The following is a 25,426-nucleotide window of genomic DNA, read 5'->3' on the forward strand; positions in this document are numbered from 1 at the left end:
CCAGAGCATGACAGTTTGATGAAAGTTCAATGACTGCGGTATGTTAGCGATACAATGCAGAGATAGTACCGCAACCCGTTGCTACCCTTTGGCGAGCACTCCGAAGGCGATGAGGGCGAGGCCCTGCATGACCAGATCGATCGCCAGGAACAGGCCGAGGATCCACAGGCTGTTGACCGGCCAGCCGGCGGCAATGATCAGGCCCGCGATCAGCGTGACGAGACCGCCGAGCGCAATCCATCCCCAGCCGGCAAGCGGCCGCAGCTTGAATGCCGTCCAGATCCGCAAGGCCCCGGCGATAACCAGCGCGACGGCCATCAGCAATGTCAGGGCGGCAGAGGCAAGCAACGGATTGAGGAACGCAAAGACGCCGGCGACCGTGTAGCAGGCGCCGCTGAGGATCCAGTACAGAGCGCTTTCCCACGTCTTGACCCGGAAGGCCTGCACCAGATGCAGCGCTCCGCCGATCAGCATGATCATGCCGACATAATAGACGGAGGCGACGGTTGCCGCCAGCACATTGCCGAACGCGATGCCGCCGCCCATGATCAGCGCCACGCCCAGGGCGACGAACCACCCCCATTTTTCCCGCAGCGGCGGGCGCAGGGCGACATTGACGGCTTCAACCATGATGCAACCTCCAGCTATTTGATCATTTTATATGTAATCCTGAATAGAATAACAGGATTTTAAAATGCACTGCCAGGCTGCGAATTTCGGCTTTTAGAGCCTCGTACGATCAATGAGGCTCTAAATCTTCAGCGCCAGAAGCACGGCGCCGCCGGCAATCATGCAGACGCCCAGCCAGTGGGCGGGCGACAGGCGTTCGCCGAGGAAGAGCACGGCAAAAAGCGCGACGAGAACCACGCTCAGCTTGTCGACCGGGGCCACCTGCGCCGCATGTCCCATTTTCAAGGCCCGGAAATAGCATAGCCAGGACGCGCCGGTGGCAAGACCTGACAGAACCAGAAACAGCCAGCTTTTCCCCGAGACCGTCGAAGGCGCCTGCCAGTTGCCCGTCAGGAACAGCATCAGGGCGATGGCGAGAAGAATGACGATCGTACGGATGAAGGTAGCGAAGTCGGAATTGACATTCTCGATGCCGATCTTGGCAAAGATCGCCGTCAAAGCCGCAAAGGCGGCCGATAGAAGCGCCCATGCCTGCCAGGACGAAAACAGCATTTTCATGGGCATCCATTCCTTTCGCGGCGCCGCGTGACGCGGCCATCGCCAGTTGAGGCCGCAGTCCTGCGAATGGCAAGAAAATCCTTGGGTGCAGCATTTATTTTTTATTGATTGATGGATCAATCAAAAATACAGTGACGGCAACGAAGGGAACAAGGAATGCCGAAAGTCGGAATGGAACCGGTGCGCCGCAAGGCGCTTGTGGATGCGGCGCTGCATGTGATCGGCGACCAGGGCACGCTGTCGGTGACCATGTCCGACATCGCGCGCCAGGCCGGCGTTTCGGCGGCTTTGGCGCATCATTATTTCGGCAGCAAGGAGCAATTGCTGGTCGAGACGGTCCGCTCCCTTTTGAAGCAGTTGCGTGACGATACGGTGAAGGCCCTCACGGCAGCCGCGGCGCCGCGCGAGCGCCTGTCGGCGATGGTCAGGGTGAGCTTTCAGGCCGACCAGTTTTCGCCGGAAACCATCGCCGCCTGGCTTGCCTTCTACAGCGAGGCGCAACGTTCCGAAGAGACGCGCCGGTTCCTGGTTATCTATGCCCGGCGGCTGCATTCCAATCTCGTCGCCAACCTGAAGGCGCTCTGTGTCGCAGATGATGCGCAGCGCATCGCAGAGGGTACGGCTGCCATGATCGACGGACTTTATATTCGCCGGGCGCTCGGTTCCTCGCCGGTGACGGCGCAAGCCTCGATCGCGCTGACCGACGATTACATCACGCTCAATCTCCATGCCTGCCAGACACAGAAAGATGCCGCATGACCCGGCCGAACATTCTCATCATCATGGTCGACCAGTTGAACGGAAAGTTCTTTCCCGATGGTCCGGCGGACTTTCTGCATGCGCCGCATATGAAGGCGCTGGCGAAGCGTTCGGCGCGTTTTCGCAACAATTACACATCCTCGCCGCTCTGCGCGCCTGCCCGCGCCTCGCTGATGGCCGGGCAATTGCCAAGCCGCACGCAGGTCTATGACAATGCCGCCGAATATGTTTCGTCGATCCCGACCTATGCGCATCACCTGCGCCGCGCCGGCTATTACACCGCGCTGTCGGGCAAGATGCATTTCGTCGGACCCGACCAGCTGCATGGCTTCGAGGAGCGGCTGACGACGGATATCTACCCCGCCGATTTCGGCTGGACGCCGGATTACCGCAAGCCCGGCGAGCGGATCGACTGGTGGTATCACAATCTCGGCTCCGTCACCGGCGCGGGCGTGGCCGAGATCACCAACCAGATGGAATATGACGACGAGGTGGCCTTTCTCGCCAACCAGAAGCTCTATCATCTCAGCCGCGAACACGGCGACGAAGCCCGCCGCCCCTGGGCGGTGACGGTCTCGTTCACCCATCCGCACGATCCCTATGTGGCGCGCCGCAAATTCTGGGATCTCTACAATGATTGCGGCCAGTTGCTTCCCGACGTCGGCGATATCCCGCTCGCCGACCAGGACCCGCATTCGCAGCGGCTGATCCATGCCTGCGACTACCAGAACTTTTCGGTGTCTGAGGAGAATGTCAGGCGCTCGCGCCAGGCCTATTTCGCCAATATTTCCTACCTGGATGAAAAGGTCGGCGAACTCGTGGATACGCTGACCCGCACCCGGATGCTCGACGATACGCTGATCCTGTTCTGCTCGGATCATGGCGACATGCTCGGCGAGCGCGGGCTCTGGTTCAAGATGAACTTCTTCGAGGGCTCAGCCCGCGTGCCGCTGATGGTCGCCGGTCCCGGCATCACCCCCGGCCTGCATCTGGCGCCGACATCCAATCTCGATCTCACGCCGACGCTATGCGACCTCGCCGGAATTTCGATGGACGAGATCATGCCCTGGACCGACGGCGAAAGCTTGGTGCCGCTGATCAACGGCGCAGAGCGTATCGCGCCGGTGCTGATGGAATATGCCGCCGAAGGCTCCTATGCGCCGCTGGTTTGCATTCGCGAAGGCAAGTGGAAATATATCCACTGCGTGCTCGACCCCGACCAACTCTACGATCTCGACGCCGACCCGCTGGAGATGACCAACCTGGCGGCGGTGCCTGCCCAGGCGCCGACGCTGCGCGCCTTCCAGGCAATGCGCGACAGCCGCTGGGATATGGAGGCGTTCGATGCCGCCGTGCGCGAAAGCCAGGCGCGCCGCTGGGTGGTCTACGAGGCGCTGCGCAACGGCGCCTATTACCCCTGGGACCACCAGCCGCTGCAAAGGGCCTCCGAGCGCTACATGCGCAACCATATGAATCTCGACAATCTCGAAGAATCCAAACGCTTTCCGCGAGGGGAATAAGATGAAAGCCCAGCCACCAGCCTCCCACTTCATCGACGGCGAATACGTCGAGGATACTGCGGGCACCGCCTTCGACAGCATCTATCCCGCCACCGGCGAAGTGATCGCCCGGCTGCATGCCGCCACGCCCGCCATCGTCGATAGGGCGATCGCGGCCGCCAAGCGGGCACAGGGCGAATGGGCCGCGATGAGCCCGACGGCGCGCGGCCGCATCCTCAAGCGCGCCGCCGACATCATGCGCACCCGCAACCGCGAACTGTCGGAGCTGGAAACGCTCGATACCGGCAAGCCGATCCAGGAAACCATCGTCGCCGATCCGACCTCGGGCGCTGATGCATTCGAATTCTTCGGCGGCGTCGCGGCAGCGGCGCTGAACGGCGATTACATCCCGCTCGGCGGCGATTTTGCCTTTACAAAGCGCGTGCCGCTCGGGGTCTGCGTGGGGATCGGCGCCTGGAACTATCCCCAGCAGATCGCCTGCTGGAAGGGCGCGCCGGCGCTGATCGCCGGCAATGCGATGGTGTTCAAGCCATCGGAAAACACGCCGCTCGGCGCCCTGAAGATTGCCGAGATCCTGTTTGAGGCCGGCCTGCCGAAGGGCCTCTACAATGTCATCCAGGGTGACCGCTCGACAGGTCCGCTGCTGGTCAACCACAAGGACGTCGCCAAGGTCTCGCTGACCGGCTCGGTCGAGACCGGCCGCAAGGTGGCTGGCGCTGCCGCGTCCCAGCTGAAGCATGTGACGATGGAACTGGGCGGCAAGTCGCCGCTGATCGTGTTTGACGACGCCGATCTCGAGAGCGCCATCGGCGGCGCCATGCTCGGCAATTTCTATTCGACCGGTCAGGTCTGCTCCAACGGCACTCGCGTGTTCATTCAGAAGGGCATCAAGGAACGCTTCCTGTCGCGGCTGAAGGAGCGCACCGAAAAGATCATTATCGGCGATCCGATGATTGAAGAAACCCAGCTCGGCCCGATGGTCTCGCGCGCCCAGCTCGACAAGGTGTTCGCCTATATCGAAAAGGGCAAGGCCGAGGGCGCAACACTTCTGACCGGCGGCGGCATTCCCAATGACGTTTCTGCCGAAGGCACCTATATCCAGCCGACCGTGTTTGCTGATGTCACCGACGAAATGACCATCGCGCGCGAGGAAATCTTCGGGCCGGTCATGTGCGTGCTCGATTTCGACCATGAGGACGAGGTGATCGAACGCGCCAACGGCACCGAATTCGGGCTTTCGGCCGGAGTATTTACCTCGGACCTCACCCGCGCGCACCGGGTCGCAGACCGGCTGGAAGCAGGCACGCTGTGGATCAACACCTATAACCTGGCGCCGGTGGAGGTGCCGTTCGGCGGTTCCAAACAGTCTGGCTTCGGGCGGGAAAACTCGCTGGCGGCGCTCAATCACTACACGGAACTGAAGAGCGTCTATGTGGCAATGAGCCCGGTTCAATCGCCGTATTGATCGAGGTCTGCGGCTGATCTCCCCCCCTTGCGGGGGAGATGTCCCGGAGGGACAGAGGGGGGTGGCTCCCTCGCATTCCGGGCCGGCCTAACCGCCCTCTGTCGGCGACGCCGACATCTCCCCCTCAAAGGGGGAGATCACCGACCCACCGCATGCCGGAAACAAAAGAGGCCCAGTCCATGCAAAGCGCAGATTTCGTCATCATCGGTTCGGGCTCCGCAGGCTCCGCACTTGCATACCGCCTGTCCGAGGACGGCAAGAATACGGTGCTGGTGCTGGAATTCGGCGGCAGCGATTTCGGGCCGTTCATCCAGATGCCGGCAGCGCTCGCCTGGCCGATGAGCATGAGCCGCTACAACTGGGGCTATCTTTCCGAACCGGAGCCGAACCTCAACAACCGGCGCATCACCGCGCCGCGCGGCAAGGTAATCGGTGGCTCGTCCTCGATCAACGGCATGGTCTATGTGCGCGGCTCGATGGAAGACTATAACGAGTGGGAGGGGCTCGGCGCGCGCGGCTGGGGCTATGCCGATGTGCTGCCCTATTTCAAGCGGATGGAAAATTCGCATGGCGGCGAGGACGGCTGGCGCGGCACCGGCGGGCCGCTGCATGTGCGGCGCGGCTCCTACAAGAACCCGCTGTTCAAGGCCTTCGTCGATGCCGGACAGCAGGCCGGCTTCGAGCTGACCGACGACTATAACGGCTCCAAGCAGGAAGGTTTCGGCCTGATGGAGCAGACGGTGCACAATGGCCGGCGCTGGTCGGCGGCATCCGCCTATCTGAAGCCGGCCCTCAAGCGTCCCAATGTCGAACTGCTGCGCTGCTATGCGCGCAAGATCGTCATCGAGAACGGCCGGGCCGTTGGCGTCGAAATCGAGCGCGGCGGCAAGATCGAGGTGGTGAAGGCCAATCGCGAGGTGATCGTTTCGGCCTCCTCGTTCAACTCGCCCAAGCTCCTGATGCTATCGGGCATCGGCCCGGGCGCGCATCTCAAAGACATGGGCATCGAGGTGAAGGCCGACCGGCCAGGCGTCGGCGCCAATCTGCAGGACCATATGGAATTCTATTTCCAGCAGGTCTCGTTGAAGCCCGTGTCGCTCTATTCCTGGCTGCCCTGGTTCTGGCAGGGTGTTGCCGGCGCACAGTGGATGTTCACCAAATCCGGGCTCGGCACGTCCAACCAGTTCGAAGCCTGCGCTTTCCTGCGCTCAGCCCCTGGCGTTAAGCAGCCGGATATCCAGTATCACTTCCTGCCGGTGGCGATTTCCTACGATGGCAAGGCGGCGGCCAAGAGCCACGGGTTCCAGGTGCATGTCGGCTACAACCATTCGAAATCGCGCGGCTCTGTCACGCTGCGCTCACCCGATGTGAAGGCCGATCCGGTCATCCAGTTCAACTATATGAGCCATCCGGAAGACTGGGAAAAATTCCGCCACTGCGTGCGCCTCACCCGCGAGATCTTCGGCCAGCAGGCCTTTGACCAGTATCGCGGCCCGGAAATCCAGCCGGGCGAAAGCATCCAGACCGACGACCAGATCGATGCCTTCCTGCGCGAGCATCTGGAAAGCGCCTATCACCCCTGCGGCACCTGCCGGATGGGTGATAGAAACGATCCGATGGCGGTGGTCGATCCGGAAACAAGCGTCATCGGCGTCGATGGCCTGCGTGTCGCCGATTCATCGATCTTCCCGCACGTCACCTACGGCAACCTCAACGGCCCCTCGATCATGACCGGCGAAAAGGCCGCCGACCACATCCTCGGCAAACAGCCCCTGCCCCGCAGCAACCAGGAACCCTGGATCAATCCGCGCTGGGAGCTGAGCGACCGGTAGGTTCAGTGGTAGTCGTCTCCGCGCTGGTGGCGGACGGCCAGAATGGTGACCGTTTCGCTGTCCTCGATTTCGAACAGCGCAACATAGCCGGACGTGCCGAAAGAGATGACGAATTCGCGGAAAAATGAATTGTCGCCGGGCGCCTGGCGGCAGCTGAACGGAAAGCTTTCGAGCACCGTCACCGCTTTTTCAATCGCATCAAGGGCACGCCCTGCTGCCGGCTCATCGCGATCCAGCAGATAGGCATAGAGCCGCTTGATATCCTCCCGTGCCTTTGCCGTGAGCCTGACCGAATAGCTCATTTCGAACGGTTTTCAGCACGCTTGGTCTCAAGCATCCCCTTTAGCTCTCCCAGGACCTCGTCTGCGCTGTAGTAAATTCCGGTGCGCTTGGCCTCTTCGCGTGATGCAAGACCGCGGGCGATGAATTCAGCCTGTGTCTTTCTATAACGCACCTGCGCCTTGACGGCATTTTCCACGAAGGCCGATAGTGTCTCGCCCTTTTCCAGCACGCCTTCGGCGGCGGCTCGCAATTCCGGATCGACCCGGAGCGAAGGAAGCGTGGCAGTTTTCATGACCGGACCCGATGCGTTGCAATTGCGATGCAGGATAGCAAAAGCGGCAAACGGATTCAACGTACCGGACAAAGCGGTCAACGGGCGCCATCATGGAGGGAACGGAAGCCTGCAAAAATCGGTGGTTTCTAAAACAATAAACTATAAATTTGATAGATTTTAGCCGTTAACTCTGTCATTTCAGAGAGTATTCTGCGTTTTTTGCTGTTCGGAGAGATATTTGCTCTGAACCTCCAACATTAGAAATCCGTTTTTCTGTCTTTTGTCACACATGGCTGCGATATTCCCTGACAACAGAACAGGATATCCTCCCATGACGTCCGCATCGCTTGAACATCGCGCCAGCGCGCTCAACAGCCAATTGGAGAGCCTTGATCTCTCCGGCCGGCTGGCGCTGATCGCGTCGCTTGACGGCAAATCGGTTTTTACCACCAGCGTTGGCATTGAAGATCAGGTCATTACCGCTGCCATCGGTACCGGCAGGCATCCGATCGAGGTTTCGACGCTCGAGACCGGCCGGCTCTTCAACGAGACCGTGGCGCTGATCGACAAGACCGAGCAGACCTATGGCATCCTGATCAAGCGGTTTTATCCCGAACAGGACGATATCGACGCCTATGCCGCGAAATATGGCCTGAACGGTTTCTACGACAGTATTGAAGCCAGGCATGCCTGTTGTGGTGCGCGCAAGGTGAAGCCGCTTGCGCGCGCACTTGAGGGTGCATCCTTCTGGATCACCGGCCTGCGCCGCGGCCAGTCCGGCAACCGTGCCGAAACGCCGTTTGCCGAGGCCGATACCGACCGTGGCCTGATCAAGATCAATGTGCTTGCCGACTGGGACATCGAAAAGATCCGCGCCCATGTCGCCGATGAGGCTATCCCGATCAATCCGCTGCATGCGCGCGGCTATCCTTCGATCGGCTGCGAGCCCTGTACGCGCGCGATCAAGCCGGGCGAGCCCGAGCGTGCCGGCCGCTGGTGGTGGGAAAACGACGAGACGCGCGAATGCGGCCTGCATGTCGCAGAGGCTTCCACCTCGGTCATCCCGCAGACGACCGCAAGCAGCCCGATTTCCAGCAGCCCCCTTTCCAGCGGCCCCCTTTCCAGCAGCATTGCGCGATAATCCGCGCAGGCCCGCCTCACAGACACTCCCGGAGACTTGAAATGCCCAGTACTCTTCCGGAAACGGAACTGCATAATCCGCAGACTGCAAAGACACCGCTCGACCCGCATCTGAAGGCGCTCGAGAACGAAGCGATCCACATCTTCCGCGAAGTGGCGGCCGAGTTCGAAAAGCCGGTCATGCTTTATTCCGTCGGCAAGGATTCTTCCGTCCTGCTTCACCTGGCGCGCAAGGCGTTCTATCCCGGCCGCGTGCCGTTTCCGCTGCTGCATGTGAACACCGGCTGGAAATTTGCCGAGATGATCGCGTTCCGCAACGATATCGTCAAAAAATACGATCTCGACTTCATCGAACATATCAATCCGCGCGGCAAGGCCGAGAACGTCACGCCGTTTACCCATGGTTCGGCGCTGTTTACCGATATCATGAAGACGGAAGGCCTGCGCCAGGCGCTGGATGCCGGCGGTTTCGACGCCGCATTCGGCGGTGCGCGCCGCGACGAGGAAGCCAGCCGCGCCAAGGAGCGCATCTATTCCTTCCGCACGCCCGAGCATCGCTGGGATCCGCGCGCGCAGCGCCCGGAACTTTGGAACGTCTATAACGGCATGATCCGCAAGGGCGAAAGCGTGCGCGCCTTCCCGCTGTCGAACTGGACCGAGGTGGATATCTGGCGCTACATCCAGGTGGAAGAAACCCCGCTGGTGCCGCTCTACTATGCCAAGGAACGCCCCTATATCGAGCGCGACGGCATGATGATCCTGGCTGAGGATCCGCGGCTCGAATTGCAGCCGGGCGAAGAGATACAGCACGGCTCGATCCGTTTCCGCACCCTTGGCGATTTCCCGCTGACGGGCGCCATTCCGTCTCAGGCCACCAACCTTGAAGAGGTCATTGCCGAACTGGAGATCGCCACGGTTTCCGAACGGCAGGGCCGCGCCATCGACCGCGATCAGTCCGGCTCGATGGAAAAGAAGAAGCGCGAAGGATATTTCTGATGACCGTTTCCGCAATCGCTCAAAACACGATCGAGCCGTCCACCGGCACCGTGACCGCCTTCCCGGCGACTGAGGCCACGCGCGTTGTGCGCGACACCCGGCCGCTGCGGCTGATTACCTGCGGCAGCGTCGATGACGGCAAATCCACCCTGATCGGCCGGCTGCTGTGGGATACCAAGGCGGTCAAGGAAGACCAGGCGGCAACGCTGCGCCGCGATAGCGGCAAGCAGAACGATCTCGGCCTGCCCGATTTCGCGCTGCTGCTCGACGGGCTGCAGGCCGAGCGCGAACAGGGCATCACCATCGATGTCGCCTATCGCTATTTCGCCACCGGCAACCGCTCCTTCATCGTCGCCGACACGCCCGGCCACGAGCAATATACACGCAACATGGCAACCGGCGCTTCCACCGCCGATCTCGCCATCCTGCTCGTCGATGCCCGCACCGGCCTGCTTGAACAGACCCGCCGCCATGCGACGATCGCCTCGCTGATGGGGATCAAGCAGTTCGTGCTGGCCGTCAACAAGTTCGATCTCGTCGGCTATGACCGCGCCCGCTTCGATCAGATCAGCCATGAGTTCCGCGAACTGGCTCTGTCGCTCGGCGTGCGCCAGATCACCGCCATCCCGATGTCGGCGCTGAAGGGCGAGAACGTCGTTTATGACGGCAAGGCGTCGATGCCCTGGTATGAGGGCCAGACGCTGGTTGAGGTTCTGGAACTGGCCACGGTCCGCTCTGCCCAGACGGTCGGCTTCCGCTTGCCCGTCCAGCGCGTCTCGCGTCCGGGCGAAAGCTTTCGCGGCTATCAGGGCACGGTTGCCGGTGGTTCCGTGAAGCCCGGCGATTCGGTCGTCATCCTGCCGTCGGGCATGGTTGCCAATGTCACCAAGATCGTCACCTTCGATCTCGTGCGCAATGCCGCCGTTGCCGGCGATGCGATCACGCTGGTGCTTGACCGCCAGGTCGATGTCTCGCGCGGCGACATGATCGTTTCTCTGGAAAGCCAGCCACAGACAGGCCTTGCCTTCGATGCCCATCTTGTTGCCCTGCAATCGGACGGCATCCAGCCCGGCAAGCGCTATTGGCTGAAGAGCGGCTCGCGCCGCCAGCGCGTCACCGTGCAGCCATCGAGCCAGCTGGACTTGAAGAGCCGCAAATGGAGCCATCACACGGACGGCCTTGCGATGAACGCCATCGGCAAGGTGCATCTCTCCTTCGACGAACAGGCCGTGTTCGACGCCTACGAGCAGAACCGCACCACCGGCGCCTTCATCCTGATCGATCCCGACACCAACAATACGGTGGCCGGCGGCATGATTACCGCCAAGCGCTCGTCGCTGGGCGGCATCCATACCGAAGAAAGCCGGGTTCTCCTGTCGCTGCCGGCCGATCTCGCCGACCAGTTGATGGCGACCGAACTCTTCGCCGCCCGCCGCGAGGAAGCCGACATCCGCCGCATCTCCGCCGGCAGGGCCTCCGACGTCCTGAACGGGCTTGATGGGTAAGGCGGCCAAAGGCCTATGATAAAAGGGGCTGCGAGGCCCCTTCAGATTGCGACAACCCTGTGGACGCTTGTTTGACGAGAGCGATAACCTACCCTCCCTCATTCCCGCCCTTGTGGCGGGAATCCAGCGACCCGACGTCCGTCGGGTCAAAAAACTCTTTCAGCTCAATGACTTGAGCTGACTGTATCCCCGCCACAAGCCCTCGGGTTAAACCCGAGGGGAGGATGAGGGGAGTTTGGGAGCAAGCTCAATTTCCCAGTTGGCCTGCAGAGTTGTGAGATGAGACCTTTGTCAGCAGCCTGAAGGGGCAGCGATACCCCTTCAAATTCCCGATCAAACACCAAAGCCGCAGCCAATCCGCCTGCTTACCGCAGCCGCCCCACGGAAAGCCCGGCCGGAGCGGCCTGCGCTGTTGCATCGGCAACCGCCTTCAGCTTTTCCAGATCCGTAGCCTTCATCGCATCCGGCTCCATATCGCGCAGCGGCCTGAACCAGGCGGCGGCATCCGTCAGCGGTTGCGCATAGGGCGCCGGATAGCCGCCGAGCCCCAGGACCCATTCGCGCACGGTTTCGCGCTCCATGCGGCCGGCCTTGTAGCGGTCGTGAATGCTGGTCACGGATGCGATGAGGTCGTCGATCTTTTTCAACTCATGTCCTTAGACGCGTTATTCGCAACAGCCATAGCATGCCGGTGGCGCAGGCAGGAATGATCTGGCTCTAAGCCAAGAGCAGTGCCGTGCCGTACATCCCGGCGGCAAAGACCGTGTGCGAGACGAAGTTGAGGAAGCGCACCATATTGGCATTCGGCAGCTTGGAGGCGGCCCAGCCGAGGCCGAGACCCGGCTGCAGCAGGAACCAGCCGGCGCCGATGGTGACGATGCCGACGATCCAGGCCGGCAGGAAGGTGGGCGCCGCCAGCCATGCAGGCCCGGTAAACGCCACCAAAAGAATGCCATAGGCGATGCCGACGGCATAATGGCTGATCCAGCCCAGCGCCTGCTCATGCGCATAGGGCTCGGCCTTGGCGATCGTGTCGTGAAAGACTTTTCCGGTGCGCAAATGCCAGAACCAGCGCCCAACCGGCCCCCAGTTCGGCTTGCTCTGACCGGCCACCAGATAGAGAAACAGTGCCCAGATATCCATCAGCACCGTACCGCCAATGCCGATTGCCACGCTACGCCAGAAAAGATCGAACATGCGCAAGGGTTCCTGCTGGCTGGACCGGCGTGAGCCCCTGATAATCGAAGCGAACGCGGGATATGACGGGGATCTGCGATAGCGCAGAGATGCGATCCGTTGTAAGTCACACTCCGTTTTTCGGTCAAGGAAGAGTGAAGCGCGATACAGGCTGATCGGCGTTTTCTGCACGCGAGCGCATGGTCAAGCCGGCGTGACACGGCGGGCAAATGTTTTGAAACTGAGCGGGGGGAAAAGGCGAGGAATTACAAGCCTTTGATAAGCTGGTCGGAGTGAGAGGATTCGAACCTCCGACCCCGTCGTCCCGAACGACGTGCGCTACCAGGCTGCGCTACACTCCGTGACCAGCGGCGCCTCTATAGAACAGCATTTTCCTTTCCACAAGGCGCAAATTTCAAAAATCGGCAAAGGGACTGAAAACAACGGGATAGGCGGCGCTATGGCCCTGGAAAAGAGGGTAATCCGCCTCTGTGGCCGATGGAAGGATCGCAGCTTTGCCGCAGCGTACGCTGGGTTCAGCGGCCATCCGCCTGCGCTGCTGGGGCCTTTCGGCAACGCTTGAAAATTTATGCGCAAAGGCGCGCAGATAAGTTGTTGCGGCGATTTTCTTTCAATCGGTTTAGCGCTAGAGGCTGAAGGGAAAATCCCCGGCCGGCAGCCCGTTGCGCCGCCGGGACAACCGATGTTTGAGACCGAAAGCCAAAGGGACCTGACCAGATGAATTTCCGCTTGATGACCGTCGCCGCCCTTGCGCTGGCGCTTGCCGGCTGCACCACCGTGGGCCCGGCCCGCAATGCTGTCGAAGCCCGCTGGAGCGGACAGCCCGCCGGCGTCTTCTTCGCCGCCTTCGGCCCGCCGCAGTCGGACGTCTCAAGCGGCGATACGACGGTCTATTCCTGGAAGGGCGGCTACAAAAAGCGGACGATCCCGGCACAGTTCGCCGAGGGTGCAAACGGCAAGAAGGGCAAGAAGATCGCCGCTGCCCGCACCGAATTCCTCTCCTGCTCCGTCCAGCTCAGCGTATCCTCCGACTATGTCATCCGCTCGATCAAGGTCCTCGGCGACGTCAAGAAATCCTCCGGCCCGAGCTGGTGCGAGGAGTTTCTGGCCGGCCAAAAGGCCAGTTGAGAATTTCGAGCGCAGATGTGTGATTTAAAGAGACCCGCCGGCGAACGCTGGCGGGTCTTTTCTTTGGAAGCTGCTCAGGTCGAGCTATTGTCCTCGACCGGCGCACCGGGGCCATTTTTCTTCAACGACTCGATGGCATTCTGCGCGCTCGACTTGGACGAATAGCCTTCCGTCGCAAACATCACTTCATTGTTGTATTTGAAACGAACCCGAAATTCGCCAGCCTTGTCTTTGAAGATTTCAAACTTGTGAGCCATGAACTGCCCCTCCTGTCAGCGTGAATCAAGCCTGTGTAAGGTGGCAGTTGCAACCGGCGTTGGCAAGTTTGAACATGATGGAAAGGATGGCGGGTTTTGGTGAGGGTTTAAGGAACGCCATTTGGGCAGCTGCCGCGGGCGGTGGAGGCTCAATACAAATCCACGGCGGAAGTGTGTAATGGACCTGCGGAGTTTGAAAGAGAAGAAAAAACAAAGTGGCTGGGGCACCTGGAACATAATCCAACTCTTCCCAGCCCTTTGTTTTCCCATAGTGATTTGTATTAATTGACGTATTTTTCTGAACTGTTACGGAATGCTGCTATGGATGATGAGAAGCGGCGAACCTTGCCGACCATCTACGCGACGTGATCGCCGACGCTGCATTCCTTCATGATGAGCTTTACACCGCGTCCTGCCTGCTCAGCCGTGGCATCGCTCGCGGGTGGAAGCCGAAATTCAACAGTGAGGCATAAGCGCGAAACTGTTGCGCCTTAAAATAGCTGAATTACACCTGCCTCAAGCAATCGCTCGAAAGGCAGTTCTCTATGGAATTCGCCCTCAAAAATAACCTCGTTTAAAGCAGTATTGATCAGCGTTTTTATCGCGGTGACATACGCGACATTGCGCTCAGGCTCTCCGCTCATGCAATTAACACCAAAAACCCGACCTTCTTCATCGAAAACCGGCCCGCCACTAGACCCGGGATGCATGAAAAAATTCACCCGCGAGCACGGCCAAGGCAGCATCACACTATCACGCCCTTCAGGAAATATTTCGACCACAGTCCCGCGATAAAAAGCGGGGTTCATAACGATATCGAACTGACCATCGTCACGCCGAACGACGGCTGAATTCGGAAATGCATAAGTGAACGTAATCTCGCCTATTGAAGGCTCGGTTTCCCTTAGGGGCAATACCTTGTGCTTGTGTCCGGCGATGGGAGAGAGTTGCGCTATGGCGATATCTGCGCTTGCAGATCGGCAAATAGATATTAACGGCCGAGCACGGAACTCGGATTCTCCGCTCCGCTGGAAAATGTAAGGGTCGTGTGCCTGATGGTTGTCTACAAATATGTCTTCGACAACATGCCGCGCGGTAGCAACTAAATTTTGAGCAATAAAAAATGCCGTGCCGACGAACCTCCACTCTCTCGGTTCCGCTTTGCTAACATAGAAAATCGGAACTACGCACTCCTTGAGGTCAGGCCGGCCACCATCATTGTCGAAAACAAGATACTTATCTGGCTCGTCAGTGCCTAGGAGGGGCGGCAAAATAATCGGCGGCTTCTCAGCCCTGTTTTTCTTAAATTTTTTACGCCACGACGATTTTGCCACTCAAACCTCGTAAGTTTACCACGATGCTTATTTCTACTTTGAGTGGCATCGATTACCCCAACAACACCATAGCGCACTGACAAAATTTGCGCCAAAAATATGCGCCGGAAAACTGTTACGGCTAGCCTTTTCTAAAGCAACACAAGTCATTGATTTAGCTTAATAAAATAGTCGTGGCTGGGGCGCCTGGATTCGAACCAGGGGTGCCGGTACCAAAAACCAGTGCCTTACCGCTTGGCTACGCCCCACCGTTTGGCGCGAACAGATTGCCCTGCCAAATCGAGAGCCGGTTTAGCAAAGCCGGACGCGTGCGACAATGTTTAAGTTTGGGTTTTGAGCGTATTTTTCAAGGGAGGCTTGGGAAAGTTGCGGGAGAAGCTTCTGTGTAGAAAGGCCCCTCATCCGCCCTTCGGGCACCTTCTCCCCGCTTGCGGGGAGAAGGACAGGCGGCAAGCTCCGTCGTCCCCTCGCCCCGCGAGCGGGGAGAGGGTTAGGGTGAGGGGCAGCGCTGCGGGGAAAGCTGGTGCCGCACCCCGTTTTCAAAAGACACAAGGCTGGCTCAAAAGACGCAAGGCCGATGCGGGAAATGCGTTTCTGTTGCCGGTTTTCTCAGATAGGGTCGGGTCTTCAACCCGGAGACCTCCATGAGCATTTTTCGTGCCCGCCCGCCTGCCAAGCCGACCGTTCTTCTCGATGACGAGGTGGTGCGGATCACCCGTTGGGATTTCGAGCCGGGGGCCGATACCGGGCATCATGTGCATGGCATGGGCTATGTGGTCATCCCGATGACAGATTGCCGGTTTCTTCTGGAGGAGCCGGGCGGCGAGCGGCGGGTGGATATTGCCAAGGGCCAGGCCTACCGGCGCGAGGCCGGCGTCGAGCACAATGTCGTCAATGCCGGCAAGGATTTCATGTCCTTCATCGAAATCGAGTACAAGTGAAGAGACGGGGCATGGACGGTCCGGATTTCGACCTTGACTTCAAGCCTGCCCATGGCGAGGCGGTGACGGTGGCAGACGGGGTGCAGCGCATCACCGTCAACAATCCCGGCCCCTTCACCTTCCATGGTACCAACAGCTATATCGTCGGCGCTTCATCGGTGGCGGTGATCGATCCCGGGCCTGAGGACGAGGCGCATTTTCAGGCGCTGATGGCGGCGCTGAAGGGCCGCGAGGTCACCCATATCGCCGTCAGCCACACCCACCGCGACCACTCGCCGCTGACCAGACGGCTGAAGGCTGCGACCGGCGCTACCGTGGTGGCCGAAGGGCCGCACCGGGCGGCTCGGCCGCTGCATGCAGGCGAGATCAATCCCTTTGCCGAAAGCTCGGACATGGATTTTGCGCCCGATATCGCACTTGCCGACGGCGACAGGATCGAAGGCGACGGCTGGTCGCTGACAGCACTTCTGACCCCCGGCCATACCGCCAACCATGCGGCCTTTGCGCTCGGCACGCCGGATGATACCGGCATCGTCTTTTCCGCCGATCACGTCATGGCCTGGGCGACCTCGATCGTCGCGCCGCCGGATGGATCGATGAGCGACTACATGGCGTCGCTGGAAAAGCTGCTCGGCCGCGACGACCGGCTCTACCTGCCCGGCCATGGCGGCCCGGTGAAGGAGCCTGCGGCGTTCCTGCGGGGTTTGCGCGCCCACCGGCGAATGCGCGAGCGCGCCGTGTTTGAACGGGTGCGGGCCGGCGACAGCCATATCATGGACATGGTCAAGGTGATCTACGCCACCACCGATCCACGGCTGCATGGGGCCGCAGCGCTTTCGGTCTTTGCGCATCTGGAGGACCTGATCGAGCGCGGTGAGGTCAAGACCGATGGCGCGCCGTCGCTGGCCGGGGCGTTCCGGCTGGGCGGGACGCGCTGATGCCATTGCGGCCGGCCTATAGCTACCGCAACGATCCGGCAGTGCCGGATTTTGCCGACGATCACCCCATCCTCGTCTTTGACGGCGAATGCATCTTCTGCTCCGGCTGGGTGAATTTCGTCCTGCGGCACGACCGGCAGGGCCGCTACCGCTTCATCACGGCACAATCGCCGCTTGGCCAAGCGCTCTACCGGCACTATGGCCTCGACAGCCGCGATTACGAGACCAACATCCTGATTGCCGATGGCATCGCCTATCTGAAATCCGAAGGTTCGCTGCGTTTGGCCGCCGGGCTCGGCTTTCCGTGGAAACTGACTGGCATCCTGCGTCTCATCCCGAAAAGCATCCGCGACCCGCTCTATGAATGGATCGCCCGCAACCGCTACCGGATCGCCGGCCGCCGAAACACCTGCTTCGTGCCTTCGCCGGAGCACCGGGCCCGGTTTCTGGCATGAGCAACACGGCCTTTTCCGGTTTCCGGCCTGGATCAACAGCCGCCTGGCCTCCCTGATCGTTCGCTATAGCGCTTGGCCCTGCCGTCCGGATCGGAACAAGCCCTCGGTTGCAGGGTCAAAAGCCGGATGACGTCCATCCATAGTCGCAGCATTGCATTCATCGGCGTCGTCCTTGTGATATCGATGGCTGAGTGTGATCCCGCTTGCCCGCTGCGGACAAACGAGCTTATTGTCGGCTTCGAATGACTTGAGGTTATGCGATGAAGCGCGGACGACTACCCCTGACGGCGCTGCGCAGTTTTGAAGCGGCGGGACGGCTGGAGAGCTTTACGCTGGCTGCGGAAGAGCTGTTCGTTTCGCAGGCCGCGATCAGCCGGCAGGTGCGCGAATTGGAAGCGCTGCTGGGAACAGCTTTGTTTACCCGGCATCATCGCAAGGTGCGCCTCAGCCCTGAGGGGGCGCGGCTGCTCGAAACATTGGCGATGGCCTTCGATACGATCGATCACCGGCTGGAAGAGATCCGCGCAGCAACGGCGCCGGCCCTTTTGACCGTCAATGCAGAGCCTGCCTTTGCCAGTTGCTGGCTGGTGCCGCATCTCGCAGCTTTTCGCGCGCAACATCCGCAGATTGACGTCTCGGTGGAATCCGAGGCCCGGCTGGTGGAGTTTCGCGGCAATGCGGCAGAACTCGCGATCCGCCACAGCGCCAAGGCCACGGCCTGGCCGCGCGTGCAAGCGCGCAAGCTCTGCGAGGTCGCGATGATCCCGGTCGTATCGCCGGACATCCTGACAATGCCACTCGAAACGCCGCAGGATCTGTTGTCCTATATTTTGCTGCATGAGGAAAACCGCGATGTCTGGACCCGCTGGTTTGCAGCTGCCGGGCTGACGCCGTCCGCAGAGGCGATACGCGGCCCGATCTTTGCCGATTGCGCGCTGGCCCTGCAGGCCGCGATGCGCGGCCACGGGATTGCGCTGGTGGATGCCATTCTGGCGCAGGACGATCTCGACGCCGGGCGCGTCATCCAGCCGTTCGAGCTCTCGGTGCCGCAAGGAGCTTATTTTCTGGTGGCGCGCGATTTCGATCAGCTCTCGCCGCAGGCGGTGGCCTTTGCCGCATGGATGGACGGCTATTTTACGGGCTGACCTGGCCGATCAATCCCCGGCGATCCCCAGCAATTCGGCATCGAGCGCATGCAGGAACTGATCGGCGAATTCGGCGCCCAAGCCCAGATCATGGCCGCCATAGCGCGCGGCGACACGCATATCGACGAAGGTGGTTTCGGCCTCTTCGCGCAGCCGGATCAGCACATCGAACCGCAGGCCTGTCATCAGCGTCTGCCATTCGCCCTGCAGCAGGATATCGGAGGCGCGCCGGCCAACGGGCATCTCGCCGGTGACGATTTCGGGGCGCTGCAGCGGGATCGGCACATCGTCGGGGTCGCTATCGGCAGGTGCGGCGTCCGAAGGCTTGACGGCCATGTCCTCGAGATCGGCCCTGGCATTTTCAACGCCCTCCTCGGCAATGATGGTTATGCCCGACTGTTCCGCAACTTTCTTCACCCCTTCGAAAACGCGGTCGAGCGCGCCATCGTAGCGGCGGCCGGTCAGTCCCGGATAGGCCAGCACCTGCGCCTCGCGGTCTGCCGGCGTCACCTCGGGTGATCGCTTCAGCCAGCCCTGCGCGGCATTGGGCGGCTTGATCCAGGGCGGCGGCGTCACCGTGTCGGTGCTGACATCGTAAATGGCGGGCTTTGAGAAATATTCGGCCAGGCCGTAGCCCGCAGCGGCGAGCGGCACGGCGGCATAGACCAGGGCCACGAAAGATGCGATGCCGCCCATGGCGGCCACCTGCCAGAAGCGGACAAGGCCGATCATGGCAAGCACGACCGCAAGCGCCGCAAGCCCGGCCGACAGCACCATCAACGCCACGAAATGCGGCGTGACGAGCGGACCGAATCGATGTGCCAGCAGGGCCCCGACAAAGAGACCGAAGGCAAAGCGGGCGATCCGGCGCGCCCAGCGGGCGGCGGCAGAAGGAGGGCGCTCGTACTTGATCATCATCTGGCAGAATCAATCCCTTGGCCGGATAAGGCAACCTCCTGTTTAGAGCGCTTCATCTTGAAACGAAAGCTTGATGACGACAGCGGTGAAGTGGTTTTTACCGGGGATCGTGGCAGAGATGTGGGCGTTGCAGCGGGTTCGGCTGCCCGGAAACGCAAACATCCGCTCTTGCTAACATGCCGCAAATTCGCCATTCTCCATGATCAAGTCTTAAAGATGGGGATCAGCGGTGTTTTTCCGGTTCATGGGGCGTGGAACGGGTTTGCACACACATCGGAATTTCCAAGCGCGCGGGAAGTCTTTTTTCACTGCGGCTTGAAAGGAGAGTGAGCATGCTATCATCCGAAATGACCGCCACGCAAAAGGCAATGCCGGCCGCCGACCCCGGCCTGACCATGGAACTGCTCGAGCTTGAACTGTCGCTGGACGGTTTCACGACAGGGCCGGACGGTTTTTCCGCCCATGTGCGTGCGGCTGTTGGCGCCATCGATGGCGCGCTTCTGTTTGAGTTGCCCGCCTCCGGCCTGGTTGCCGATTGTGACCGTATCGCCGTGCTGCGCATTCCCAAGGATGGCAGCACCACCATGGCGACGATCTTTGCTTGCTTGGAAACCGGCGGAAACAAGATCCGTATCGAGACGCCGGACGAGACGACGGCGGACCTGAAGAATTTCGCCGAAGCCTTTGTGGATGTGCTGCAGCGTATCTGATAGACAGAGCGCAGTCTGCAATCCTTCAAGGTATCAGCATGTCTATCCGGAAGATCCTGCCGCTCGCCGCCCTTGGCATCCTGCTTGCCGGCTGCACCACATTGACCCCGCAGGAGCGCCGCGCCGCGGATGAGAAAACCTGCCTGTCCTACGGTTTTCGCCGTGGCACCGATGCACTTGCCACCTGCCTGCAGCGCATCGATCTCGACCGCCGGGCGGAATCGCGCTCGCTGCGCTACGGCAACGACCCGATGCTCTGGGGCTGGAACCGGCCGGTTATTCTCCGATAAGTTTTAGAGCCTCGCACGCTGAAATCGTTCGAGAACCGCCAAGCGGCTTGCAAGAAAATTCCGCATTAAGCGCCGTTAGGCGCAGGCTTTTGCTTTGGCAAAGCGGATTGGCGCCTATGATGGTGCATGAAACCGATCGGGAGATTTTCCATGAAAGCCATGCTGAAAATAGTCTGCGCCCTTTTCCTGCTCTCCGCCATCCCGGCGCTCGCCGCCGAGCGCTGGCAGGACCTGCCCGACCCCGCCCCCTTGCCGAAAACGGACAAGACCGGCGCGGCACCGGTCAACGGCATCAACATGTACTATGCCGTCTACGGCTCCGGACCGCCGGTGCTCCTCATCCATGGCGGCCTTGGCTATGCCGATGTCTGGGGCGCGCAGGTGGCCGATCTCTCCAGGGATCACACCGTCATCACAGCCGAAAGCCGCGGCCATGGCCGCTCCACCCGCAATGCCGAACCCTATAGCTACGACCTGATGTCGTCGGATTATCTGGCGCTGCTCGACTACCTGAAGATCGACAGGACAGCGATTGTCGGCTGGAGTGACGGCGGCATTATCGGGCTCGACATCGCCATCCATCATCCGGAGCGTCTGACCAGACTGTTTGCCCAGGCCGCCAATTCGAAGATCGACGGGGTGATCCCGACCGTGATGGAAAACAAGACCTTTGCCAGCTACATCGAGAAAGCCGGCGAGGTCTACAAAAAGATCTCCCCGACACCCACCGAATACGACGCCTTCGTCACCCAGATCAGCAATATGTGGGCAAGCCAGCCGAACTGGAGCGACGAGGACCTGAAGAAGATCACCACCCCGACCGCCATTGTTCTGGGCGACCATGACGAGGCGATCAGCCGCGCGCATACCGATTATCTGGCCAGCACGATCCCCGGCGCTAAGCTGATCATCCTCAAGGATACCAGCCATTTCGCCATGCTGCAGGACCCGCAACGCTATAACAAAGCGGTGCGGGATTTTATTGATCGGTAGGAATATGACAGCGGTAAGGCCGGCAGGTGCTGTCAACTGACTAGAAAGCCTTCCGCAAGCCGGCCTGTTTCAACGTTTCATTGGCAGTATGGCGCGATTTAACGCCATGATCGACCGTGAAATGCCGCTGGGAAATCGGGCTGAACCAAATTTCGTGATCGCCCTTGCCGGGCCTCACATAGTGACAACCGGCTTTCATCAGCAAATCCTTGAGGTCGCGCAAATAGCTAGACATTGGCGGTCAGAAACGCGGGTTGGCAACGCTGGTCAGATGTTCAGACATGATGTGCACGGGAATTTCGCTGAGATCAGAGGATATGTCATTCAATTCAAGCAGATCGGAGATCGCCGCCAAAATCTTCGGCTCCAGCAATTCCATCGTATCCGCTTCAACTGCAAGACCATCAATATCCGTTGACGTCGCGACCCAGACACTGGCTTCTTCATCCCAAATAGCGCGAACGATGATTGAGACATGCTTCACGGAGGTCTCCCTGGAGAGTTGAATACCGGCATTGCTACAGACAGTTAGGATATAGGATTTCTCAAGTCAATTTTCAGCCCGCTTGGCCTTACAGAGAAAAAGCTTCAGTCTGTTCGACAACGCAACTCTGATTCATGCGTGGATTGAAACAGCTTGTCTTTGCCTCACGTCTGACTGCTGGCCCTTGGCAGCTTGCTCGTAGCACGTTACGGGATTAAGCTAGCTCAGCTAGGTTTTTCCCGAGGAGAATTCGGATGCGCAAGATCGGAGCCTTTGAGGCGAAGAATACGCTCGGCACGCTTCTTGACCTTGTCGAGAATGGCGAGGAAATCGTGATCACGCGGCATGGCAAACCTGTCGCGCGGATGATTAGGGAGACACCGTTGCAGGATCGGACGGCTGCCATCGAGGCCGCGAAGGGCATCCGGGCGCTGGCGAAAGACATCAAGCTTGGCGCATTCGAATGGGACGAGTGGAAGCAATATCGCGATGAGGGCCGCCGGTGAGTTTGGTTCTCGACTGCTCGGCGACACTCGCCTTTTTGCTTGAGGACGAACAGACACCGGCAATCGCTGATGTCTTCGACCAGGTCATCCAGAACGGCGCCATCGTGCCCGCTCTCTGGCATCTGGAAGTTGCCAACAGTCTTTGTGTGTCCGTGCGCCGGAAGCGTATTGCGAGCCAAGCACGGGACCAGTTTCTCGGTTATCTACAGAAGCTGGACATTGTCACCGACGAAGAAACCCGCCTCCATGCCTGGTCAGCAACGGTGACGCTTGCCGATCTGCACGGCTTGACGGTCTATGACGCTGCCTATCTGGAACTTGCCCAGCGGCTACGGCTGCCGCTGGCAACGCTGGACAGGGCGCTTGCGCAGGCAGCCCGGCACTCCGGCGTCACCGTCCTGCCGCAGAGTTGAGCCCCCTCACCCCTTGCCGTTGATGGCGGCTTGTGCTGCGGCAAGGCGGGCGATGGGGACGCGGAAGGGGGAGCAGGAGACGTAGTCGAGGCCAGTTTCCTCGCAGAAGCGGATCGAGGCGGGATCGCCGCCGTGCTCGCCGCAGATGCCGAGTTTCAGCCCGTTCTTGGTGCGGCGGCCGCGCTCGGCGGCGATCTGGATGAGTTCGCCGACGCCATCGAAATCGAGCGAGACGAACGGATCCTTCTCGACGATGCCCTTCTGGATATAGGTATTGAGGAACTGGGCTGCGTCGTCACGCGAGATGCCGAAAGTGGTCTGCGTCAGGTCGTTGGTGCCGAAGGAGAAGAAGTCGGCGCTTTCGGCGATGACATGGGCGCGAAGGGCGGCGCGCGGCAGCTCGATCATCGTGCCGACGAGATATTCGATCCCGATGCCGGATTCGCCGATGACCTCCTTTGCCACCGCATCGATACAGGCCTTGACGTAATCCAGCTCGGATTTCAGGCCGACCAGCGGCACCATGATTTCGGGAACGACGGCCGCGCCGGTTTCGCGGGCAGCCTCGACGGCGGCCTCGAAGATGGCGCGGGCCTGCATCTCGCAGATTTCCGGATAGGAAATCGCCAGGCGGCAGCCGCGATGGCCGAGCATCGGATTGAACTCGTGCAGCGCATCGACACGCTGGCGCAGCTCCGCCGGGTTCATGCCAAGTACGGCCGCGACATCGCCGATCTCCTCATCGGTCTTCGGCAGGAATTCGTGCAGCGGCGGATCGAGCAGGCGGATGGTCACCGGCAGGCCGTGCATGATCGAGAACAGCTCGGTGAAATCGGAGCGCTGCATCGGCAGGAGCTTGGCAAGCGAGACCCGCCGCCCCGCCTCGTCGGCCGCCAGGATCATTTCGCGCATGACATTGATGCGCTCGCCCTCGAAGAACATATGCTCGGTGCGGCATAGACCAATGCCCTCGGCGCCGAACGAGCGGGCGGCCCGCGCATCGGCCGGGGTCTCAGCATTGGTGCGCACGGTCATGCGGCGGCTGGCATCGGCCCAGGCCATGATCTTGCCGAAATCGCCCGAGAGTTCCGGCTGCAGCATCGGGATTTCGCCCTTCAGCACCTGGCCGGACGAGCCGTCGATGGTGATGACCTCGCCCTTGGCCAGCGTCATGCCGGCGGCGATCAGCAGTTCGTTGCGGGCATCGACCCGCAGGTTGCCGGCGCCCGAGACGCAAGGAATGCCCATGCCGCGCGCGACCACGGCCGCATGGCTGGTCATGCCGCCACGGCAGGTGAGAATGCCTTCGGCCGCATGCATGCCGTGAATGTCTTCCGGGCTGGTTTCGACGCGCACCAGGATGACCTTGCGGCCTTCCTTGTTGGCAAGCACCGCTTCTTCAGAGGTGAAGACGATTTCGCCGGTGGCCGCCCCTGGTGACGCCGGCAGGCCGGAGCCGATGATGTCGCGGCGCGCGCGCGGGTCGATGGTCGGGTGCAGCAGCTGATCGAGCGAGGCCGGATCGATGCGGGAGACCGCCTGATCCTTCGTGATGGTGCGGGCTTCGGCCATATCGACGGCGATCCGGAGCGCCGCCTTGGCGGTGCGCTTGCCGGACCGTGTCTGCAGCATCCACAGCTTGCCGCGCTCGATGGTGAATTCAAGGTCCTGCATGTCGCGGTAATGGCCTTCCAGCCGGTCGCAGATCGCCTGGAACTCTTCGAAGGCTTCCGGCATCAGCTTTTCCAGCGAGGGCTTGTCGGAGCCCGACGCGATGCGGGCGGCCTCGGTGATATTCTGCGGCGTACGAATGCCGGCAACGACATCCTCGCCCTGCGCATTGACGAGGAATTCGCCGTAAAGCTCGTTTTCGCCGGTCGAGGGATTGCGGGTGAAGGCGACGCCGGTGGCCGACGTATTGCCGAGATTGCCGAAGACCATGGCCTGGACGTTGACTGCGGTGCCCCAGGCGGCGGGAATATTGTGCAGATGGCGGTAGGTGATGGCGCGCGGGTTCATCCAGCTGGCAAAGACGGCGCCGATCGCTCCCCAGAGCTGAACCTCGGGATCCTGCGGGAACGCCTCGCCAAGCTCCTCCTCGATCACGCGCTTGTAGAGCGAGATGATGTGCTGCCATTCGACGGCGGAAAGCTCGGTGTCCTGTTCATGGCCAAGACGGCCCTTCTCATCCTCGAGGATTTCCTCAAAGACCTCGTGATCGAGACCCATGACCACATCGGCATACATCTGGATGAAGCGGCGGTAGCTGTCCCAGGCAAACCGGGCGTCACCGGCATCGTGGCCAAGCGCCTGCACAGTCGCATCGTTGAGGCCGAGATTGAGCACCGTATCCATCATGCCGGGCATCGAGGCGCGGGCGCCGGAGCGCACAGACAAAAGCAAGGGGCGCTCGGTATCGCCAAACACGCGGCCGGTGATCGCCTGCATCGTCTCGATACCGGCCGAGACCTGCGCCTTCAGTTCGGCAGGAATGCTGCGGCCATCGGCGTAATATCTGCCGCAGGCTTCGGTGATGATCGTCAGGCCGGGCGGCACGGGAAGGCCGAGATTGCACATCTCCGCCAGATTGGCCCCCTTGCCTCCCAAGAGATCGCGATCGCCCGCATTTCCCTCGGCTTCTCCCCCGCCGAAGGTATAAACCCACTTCATCATGCCACTTCTCCACCCATACGGCTCCCACCGCACGTTACAGTATCCTTTTCGGCTTTAAAATGCACCGGTGGCGGAATTTTGCT

The 25,426-nt window shown here is 60.7% G+C and carries 30 protein-coding genes and 2 tRNA genes; 18 read left to right on the forward strand and 14 right to left on the reverse strand.

Going from position 1 to position 25,426, the window contains the following annotated elements; genetic code table 11:
• Window positions 1–81: 81 nt before the first annotated feature.
• Together PYR65_RS17290 and PYR65_RS17295 are read right to left on the reverse strand one after the other, a co-directional pair.
• Entirely contained in the window at window positions 82–630 is a 549-nt protein-coding gene (locus PYR65_RS17290; RefSeq protein ID WP_276118866.1) for an HdeD family acid-resistance protein, read from the reverse strand.
• Between the two features lie 120 nt (window positions 631–750).
• On the reverse strand, window positions 751–1,188 hold the full coding sequence (locus PYR65_RS17295; protein WP_276118867.1) for an EamA family transporter: 438 nt from the start codon (window positions 1,186–1,188) through the stop codon (window positions 751–753).
• A 156-nt stretch (window positions 1,189–1,344) separates the two neighbouring features.
• Between PYR65_RS17295 and betI the strand changes: the two genes are divergently transcribed.
• From betI to betA, 4 genes are all read left to right on the forward strand, one after another.
• Entirely contained in the window at window positions 1,345–1,947 is a 603-nt protein-coding gene (gene betI, locus PYR65_RS17300) for a transcriptional regulator BetI (protein WP_276118868.1), read from the forward strand.
• Window positions 1,944–3,467, forward strand: coding sequence for a choline-sulfatase (gene betC, locus PYR65_RS17305; protein WP_276118869.1), 1,524 nt, complete (start codon window positions 1,944–1,946; stop codon window positions 3,465–3,467). The genes betI and betC overlap by 4 nt, the downstream gene beginning before the upstream one ends.
• 1 nt (window position 3,468) lies before the next feature.
• The gene (gene betB, locus PYR65_RS17310; RefSeq protein ID WP_276118870.1) at window positions 3,469–4,932 is read left to right on the forward strand and encodes a betaine-aldehyde dehydrogenase; all 1,464 of its coding nucleotides are present in this window, start codon (window positions 3,469–3,471) and stop codon (window positions 4,930–4,932) included.
• A 179-nt stretch (window positions 4,933–5,111) separates the two neighbouring features.
• Window positions 5,112–6,764: a choline dehydrogenase gene (gene betA / locus PYR65_RS17315; protein WP_276118872.1), complete on the forward strand. Its 1,653-nt coding sequence runs from the start codon at window positions 5,112–5,114 to the stop codon at window positions 6,762–6,764.
• A gap of 2 nt (window positions 6,765–6,766) precedes the next feature.
• Here betA and PYR65_RS17320 read toward each other — a convergent pair whose 3' ends face one another.
• Together PYR65_RS17320 and PYR65_RS17325 are read right to left on the reverse strand one after the other, a co-directional pair.
• Window positions 6,767–7,066: a type II toxin-antitoxin system RelE/ParE family toxin gene (locus PYR65_RS17320; RefSeq protein WP_276118873.1), complete on the reverse strand. Its 300-nt coding sequence runs from the start codon at window positions 7,064–7,066 to the stop codon at window positions 6,767–6,769.
• Window positions 7,063–7,338, reverse strand: coding sequence for a YlcI/YnfO family protein (locus PYR65_RS17325; protein ID WP_276118874.1), 276 nt, complete (start codon window positions 7,336–7,338; stop codon window positions 7,063–7,065). The genes PYR65_RS17320 and PYR65_RS17325 overlap by 4 nt, the downstream gene beginning before the upstream one ends.
• 313 nt (window positions 7,339–7,651) lie before the next feature.
• On the opposite strand from PYR65_RS17325, the gene PYR65_RS17330 reads away from it, so the two are divergent.
• The 3 genes from PYR65_RS17330 to cysN are packed head-to-tail and all read left to right on the forward strand — an operon-like array spanning window position 7,652 to window position 10,961.
• Window positions 7,652–8,461, forward strand: a complete 810-nt coding sequence (locus PYR65_RS17330; protein ID WP_276118875.1) for a phosphoadenylyl-sulfate reductase — start codon at window positions 7,652–7,654, stop codon at window positions 8,459–8,461.
• A gap of 41 nt (window positions 8,462–8,502) precedes the next feature.
• Entirely contained in the window at window positions 8,503–9,456 is a 954-nt protein-coding gene (cysD, locus tag PYR65_RS17335; RefSeq protein WP_276118876.1) for a sulfate adenylyltransferase subunit CysD, read from the forward strand.
• Window positions 9,456–10,961, forward strand: a complete 1,506-nt coding sequence (gene cysN / locus PYR65_RS17340) for a sulfate adenylyltransferase subunit CysN (RefSeq protein WP_276118877.1) — start codon at window positions 9,456–9,458, stop codon at window positions 10,959–10,961. Before cysD ends, cysN begins: the two co-directional genes overlap by 1 nt.
• Window positions 10,962–11,326: 365 nt before the next feature.
• On the opposite strand, the gene PYR65_RS17345 is transcribed toward cysN, so the two are convergent.
• The 3 genes from PYR65_RS17345 to PYR65_RS17355 all read right to left on the reverse strand — a co-directional run bounded on the left by PYR65_RS17345 (window position 11,327) and on the right by PYR65_RS17355 (window position 12,499).
• Window positions 11,327–11,608, reverse strand: coding sequence for a hypothetical protein (locus PYR65_RS17345; RefSeq protein ID WP_276118878.1), 282 nt, complete (start codon window positions 11,606–11,608; stop codon window positions 11,327–11,329).
• Between the two features lie 70 nt (window positions 11,609–11,678).
• On the reverse strand, window positions 11,679–12,158 hold the full coding sequence (locus PYR65_RS17350) for a DUF2938 domain-containing protein (RefSeq protein ID WP_276118879.1): 480 nt from the start codon (window positions 12,156–12,158) through the stop codon (window positions 11,679–11,681).
• 264 nt (window positions 12,159–12,422) lie between these two features.
• Window positions 12,423–12,499: transfer RNA gene (locus PYR65_RS17355), tRNA-Pro, on the reverse strand.
• Window positions 12,500–12,875: 376 nt separating this feature from the next.
• On the opposite strand from PYR65_RS17355, the gene PYR65_RS17360 reads away from it, so the two are divergent.
• On the forward strand, window positions 12,876–13,286 hold the full coding sequence (locus PYR65_RS17360; RefSeq protein WP_060638424.1) for a hypothetical protein: 411 nt from the start codon (window positions 12,876–12,878) through the stop codon (window positions 13,284–13,286).
• Window positions 13,287–13,360: 74 nt separating this feature from the next.
• Here PYR65_RS17360 and PYR65_RS17365 read toward each other — a convergent pair whose 3' ends face one another.
• The 3 genes from PYR65_RS17365 to PYR65_RS17375 form a co-directional block, all read right to left on the reverse strand.
• The gene (locus PYR65_RS17365; protein WP_060638425.1) at window positions 13,361–13,543 is read right to left on the reverse strand and encodes a YegP family protein; all 183 of its coding nucleotides are present in this window, start codon (window positions 13,541–13,543) and stop codon (window positions 13,361–13,363) included.
• Window positions 13,544–14,034: 491 nt separating this feature from the next.
• Window positions 14,035–14,877: a S1 family peptidase gene (locus PYR65_RS17370; RefSeq protein ID WP_276118880.1), complete on the reverse strand. Its 843-nt coding sequence runs from the start codon at window positions 14,875–14,877 to the stop codon at window positions 14,035–14,037.
• Window positions 14,878–15,051: 174 nt separating this feature from the next.
• A tRNA-Gln gene (locus PYR65_RS17375) sits at window positions 15,052–15,125 on the reverse strand.
• Between the two features lie 396 nt (window positions 15,126–15,521).
• Here PYR65_RS17375 and PYR65_RS17380 point away from each other — a divergent pair.
• The 4 genes from PYR65_RS17380 to PYR65_RS17395 all read left to right on the forward strand — a co-directional run bounded on the left by PYR65_RS17380 (window position 15,522) and on the right by PYR65_RS17395 (window position 18,356).
• Window positions 15,522–15,818, forward strand: coding sequence for a cupin domain-containing protein (locus PYR65_RS17380; RefSeq protein WP_060638426.1), 297 nt, complete (start codon window positions 15,522–15,524; stop codon window positions 15,816–15,818).
• A gap of 11 nt (window positions 15,819–15,829) precedes the next feature.
• Window positions 15,830–16,756, forward strand: coding sequence for an MBL fold metallo-hydrolase (locus PYR65_RS17385; RefSeq protein ID WP_276118881.1), 927 nt, complete (start codon window positions 15,830–15,832; stop codon window positions 16,754–16,756).
• On the forward strand, window positions 16,756–17,211 hold the full coding sequence (locus PYR65_RS17390) for a thiol-disulfide oxidoreductase DCC family protein (protein WP_276118882.1): 456 nt from the start codon (window positions 16,756–16,758) through the stop codon (window positions 17,209–17,211). The genes PYR65_RS17385 and PYR65_RS17390 overlap by 1 nt, the downstream gene beginning before the upstream one ends.
• Window positions 17,212–17,471: 260 nt before the next feature.
• Window positions 17,472–18,356, forward strand: coding sequence for a LysR substrate-binding domain-containing protein (locus tag PYR65_RS17395; protein WP_276118883.1), 885 nt, complete (start codon window positions 17,472–17,474; stop codon window positions 18,354–18,356).
• A gap of 9 nt (window positions 18,357–18,365) precedes the next feature.
• Here the strand turns inward: PYR65_RS17395 and PYR65_RS17400 are convergent, their stop codons facing one another.
• Entirely contained in the window at window positions 18,366–19,274 is a 909-nt protein-coding gene (locus PYR65_RS17400; RefSeq protein WP_276118884.1) for a DUF1499 domain-containing protein, read from the reverse strand.
• 57 nt (window positions 19,275–19,331) lie between these two features.
• Here PYR65_RS17400 and PYR65_RS17405 point away from each other — a divergent pair, with 57 nt between their 5' ends.
• The 4 genes from PYR65_RS17405 (at window position 19,332) to PYR65_RS17420 (ending at window position 21,267) form a co-directional block, all read left to right on the forward strand.
• The gene (locus PYR65_RS17405) at window positions 19,332–19,604 is read left to right on the forward strand and encodes a hypothetical protein (RefSeq protein WP_276118885.1); all 273 of its coding nucleotides are present in this window, start codon (window positions 19,332–19,334) and stop codon (window positions 19,602–19,604) included.
• 2 nt (window positions 19,605–19,606) lie between these two features.
• A complete protein-coding gene (locus PYR65_RS17410) occupies window positions 19,607–19,984 on the forward strand; it encodes a hypothetical protein (RefSeq protein ID WP_276118886.1) in 378 nt (125 codons plus the stop codon).
• A gap of 38 nt (window positions 19,985–20,022) precedes the next feature.
• Complete coding sequence (locus tag PYR65_RS17415; protein ID WP_060638432.1) at window positions 20,023–20,274, forward strand: hypothetical protein; 252 nt, start codon at window positions 20,023–20,025, stop codon at window positions 20,272–20,274.
• A gap of 150 nt (window positions 20,275–20,424) precedes the next feature.
• Window positions 20,425–21,267, forward strand: a complete 843-nt coding sequence (locus PYR65_RS17420) for an alpha/beta fold hydrolase (protein ID WP_276118887.1) — start codon at window positions 20,425–20,427, stop codon at window positions 21,265–21,267.
• Window positions 21,268–21,307: 40 nt separating this feature from the next.
• Here the strand turns inward: PYR65_RS17420 and PYR65_RS17425 are convergent, their stop codons facing one another.
• Window positions 21,308–21,502, reverse strand: coding sequence for a type II toxin-antitoxin system HicA family toxin (locus tag PYR65_RS17425; RefSeq protein WP_276118888.1), 195 nt, complete (start codon window positions 21,500–21,502; stop codon window positions 21,308–21,310).
• Between the two features lie 6 nt (window positions 21,503–21,508).
• Window positions 21,509–21,751 (reverse strand): DUF1902 domain-containing protein, encoded by a 243-nt coding sequence (locus PYR65_RS17430; RefSeq protein ID WP_276118889.1) that lies wholly within the window; start codon window positions 21,749–21,751, stop codon window positions 21,509–21,511.
• Window positions 21,752–22,005: 254 nt separating this feature from the next.
• Between PYR65_RS17430 and PYR65_RS17435 the strand changes: the two genes are divergently transcribed.
• Together PYR65_RS17435 and PYR65_RS17440 are read left to right on the forward strand one after the other, a co-directional pair.
• Complete coding sequence (locus tag PYR65_RS17435; protein ID WP_060638433.1) at window positions 22,006–22,257, forward strand: type II toxin-antitoxin system Phd/YefM family antitoxin; 252 nt, start codon at window positions 22,006–22,008, stop codon at window positions 22,255–22,257.
• Window positions 22,254–22,670, forward strand: a complete 417-nt coding sequence (locus PYR65_RS17440) for a type II toxin-antitoxin system VapC family toxin (protein WP_276118890.1) — start codon at window positions 22,254–22,256, stop codon at window positions 22,668–22,670. Before PYR65_RS17435 ends, PYR65_RS17440 begins: the two co-directional genes overlap by 4 nt.
• Window positions 22,671–22,676: 6 nt before the next feature.
• Here the strand turns inward: PYR65_RS17440 and ppdK are convergent, their stop codons facing one another.
• The gene (gene ppdK, locus PYR65_RS17445; protein ID WP_276118891.1) at window positions 22,677–25,343 is read right to left on the reverse strand and encodes a pyruvate, phosphate dikinase; all 2,667 of its coding nucleotides are present in this window, start codon (window positions 25,341–25,343) and stop codon (window positions 22,677–22,679) included.
• Window positions 25,344–25,426 lie beyond the last annotated feature (83 nt).

Origin of the sequence: Pararhizobium qamdonense (assembly GCF_029277445.1) — a bacterium.
GTDB lineage: Bacteria > Pseudomonadota > Alphaproteobacteria > Rhizobiales > Rhizobiaceae > Pararhizobium > Pararhizobium qamdonense.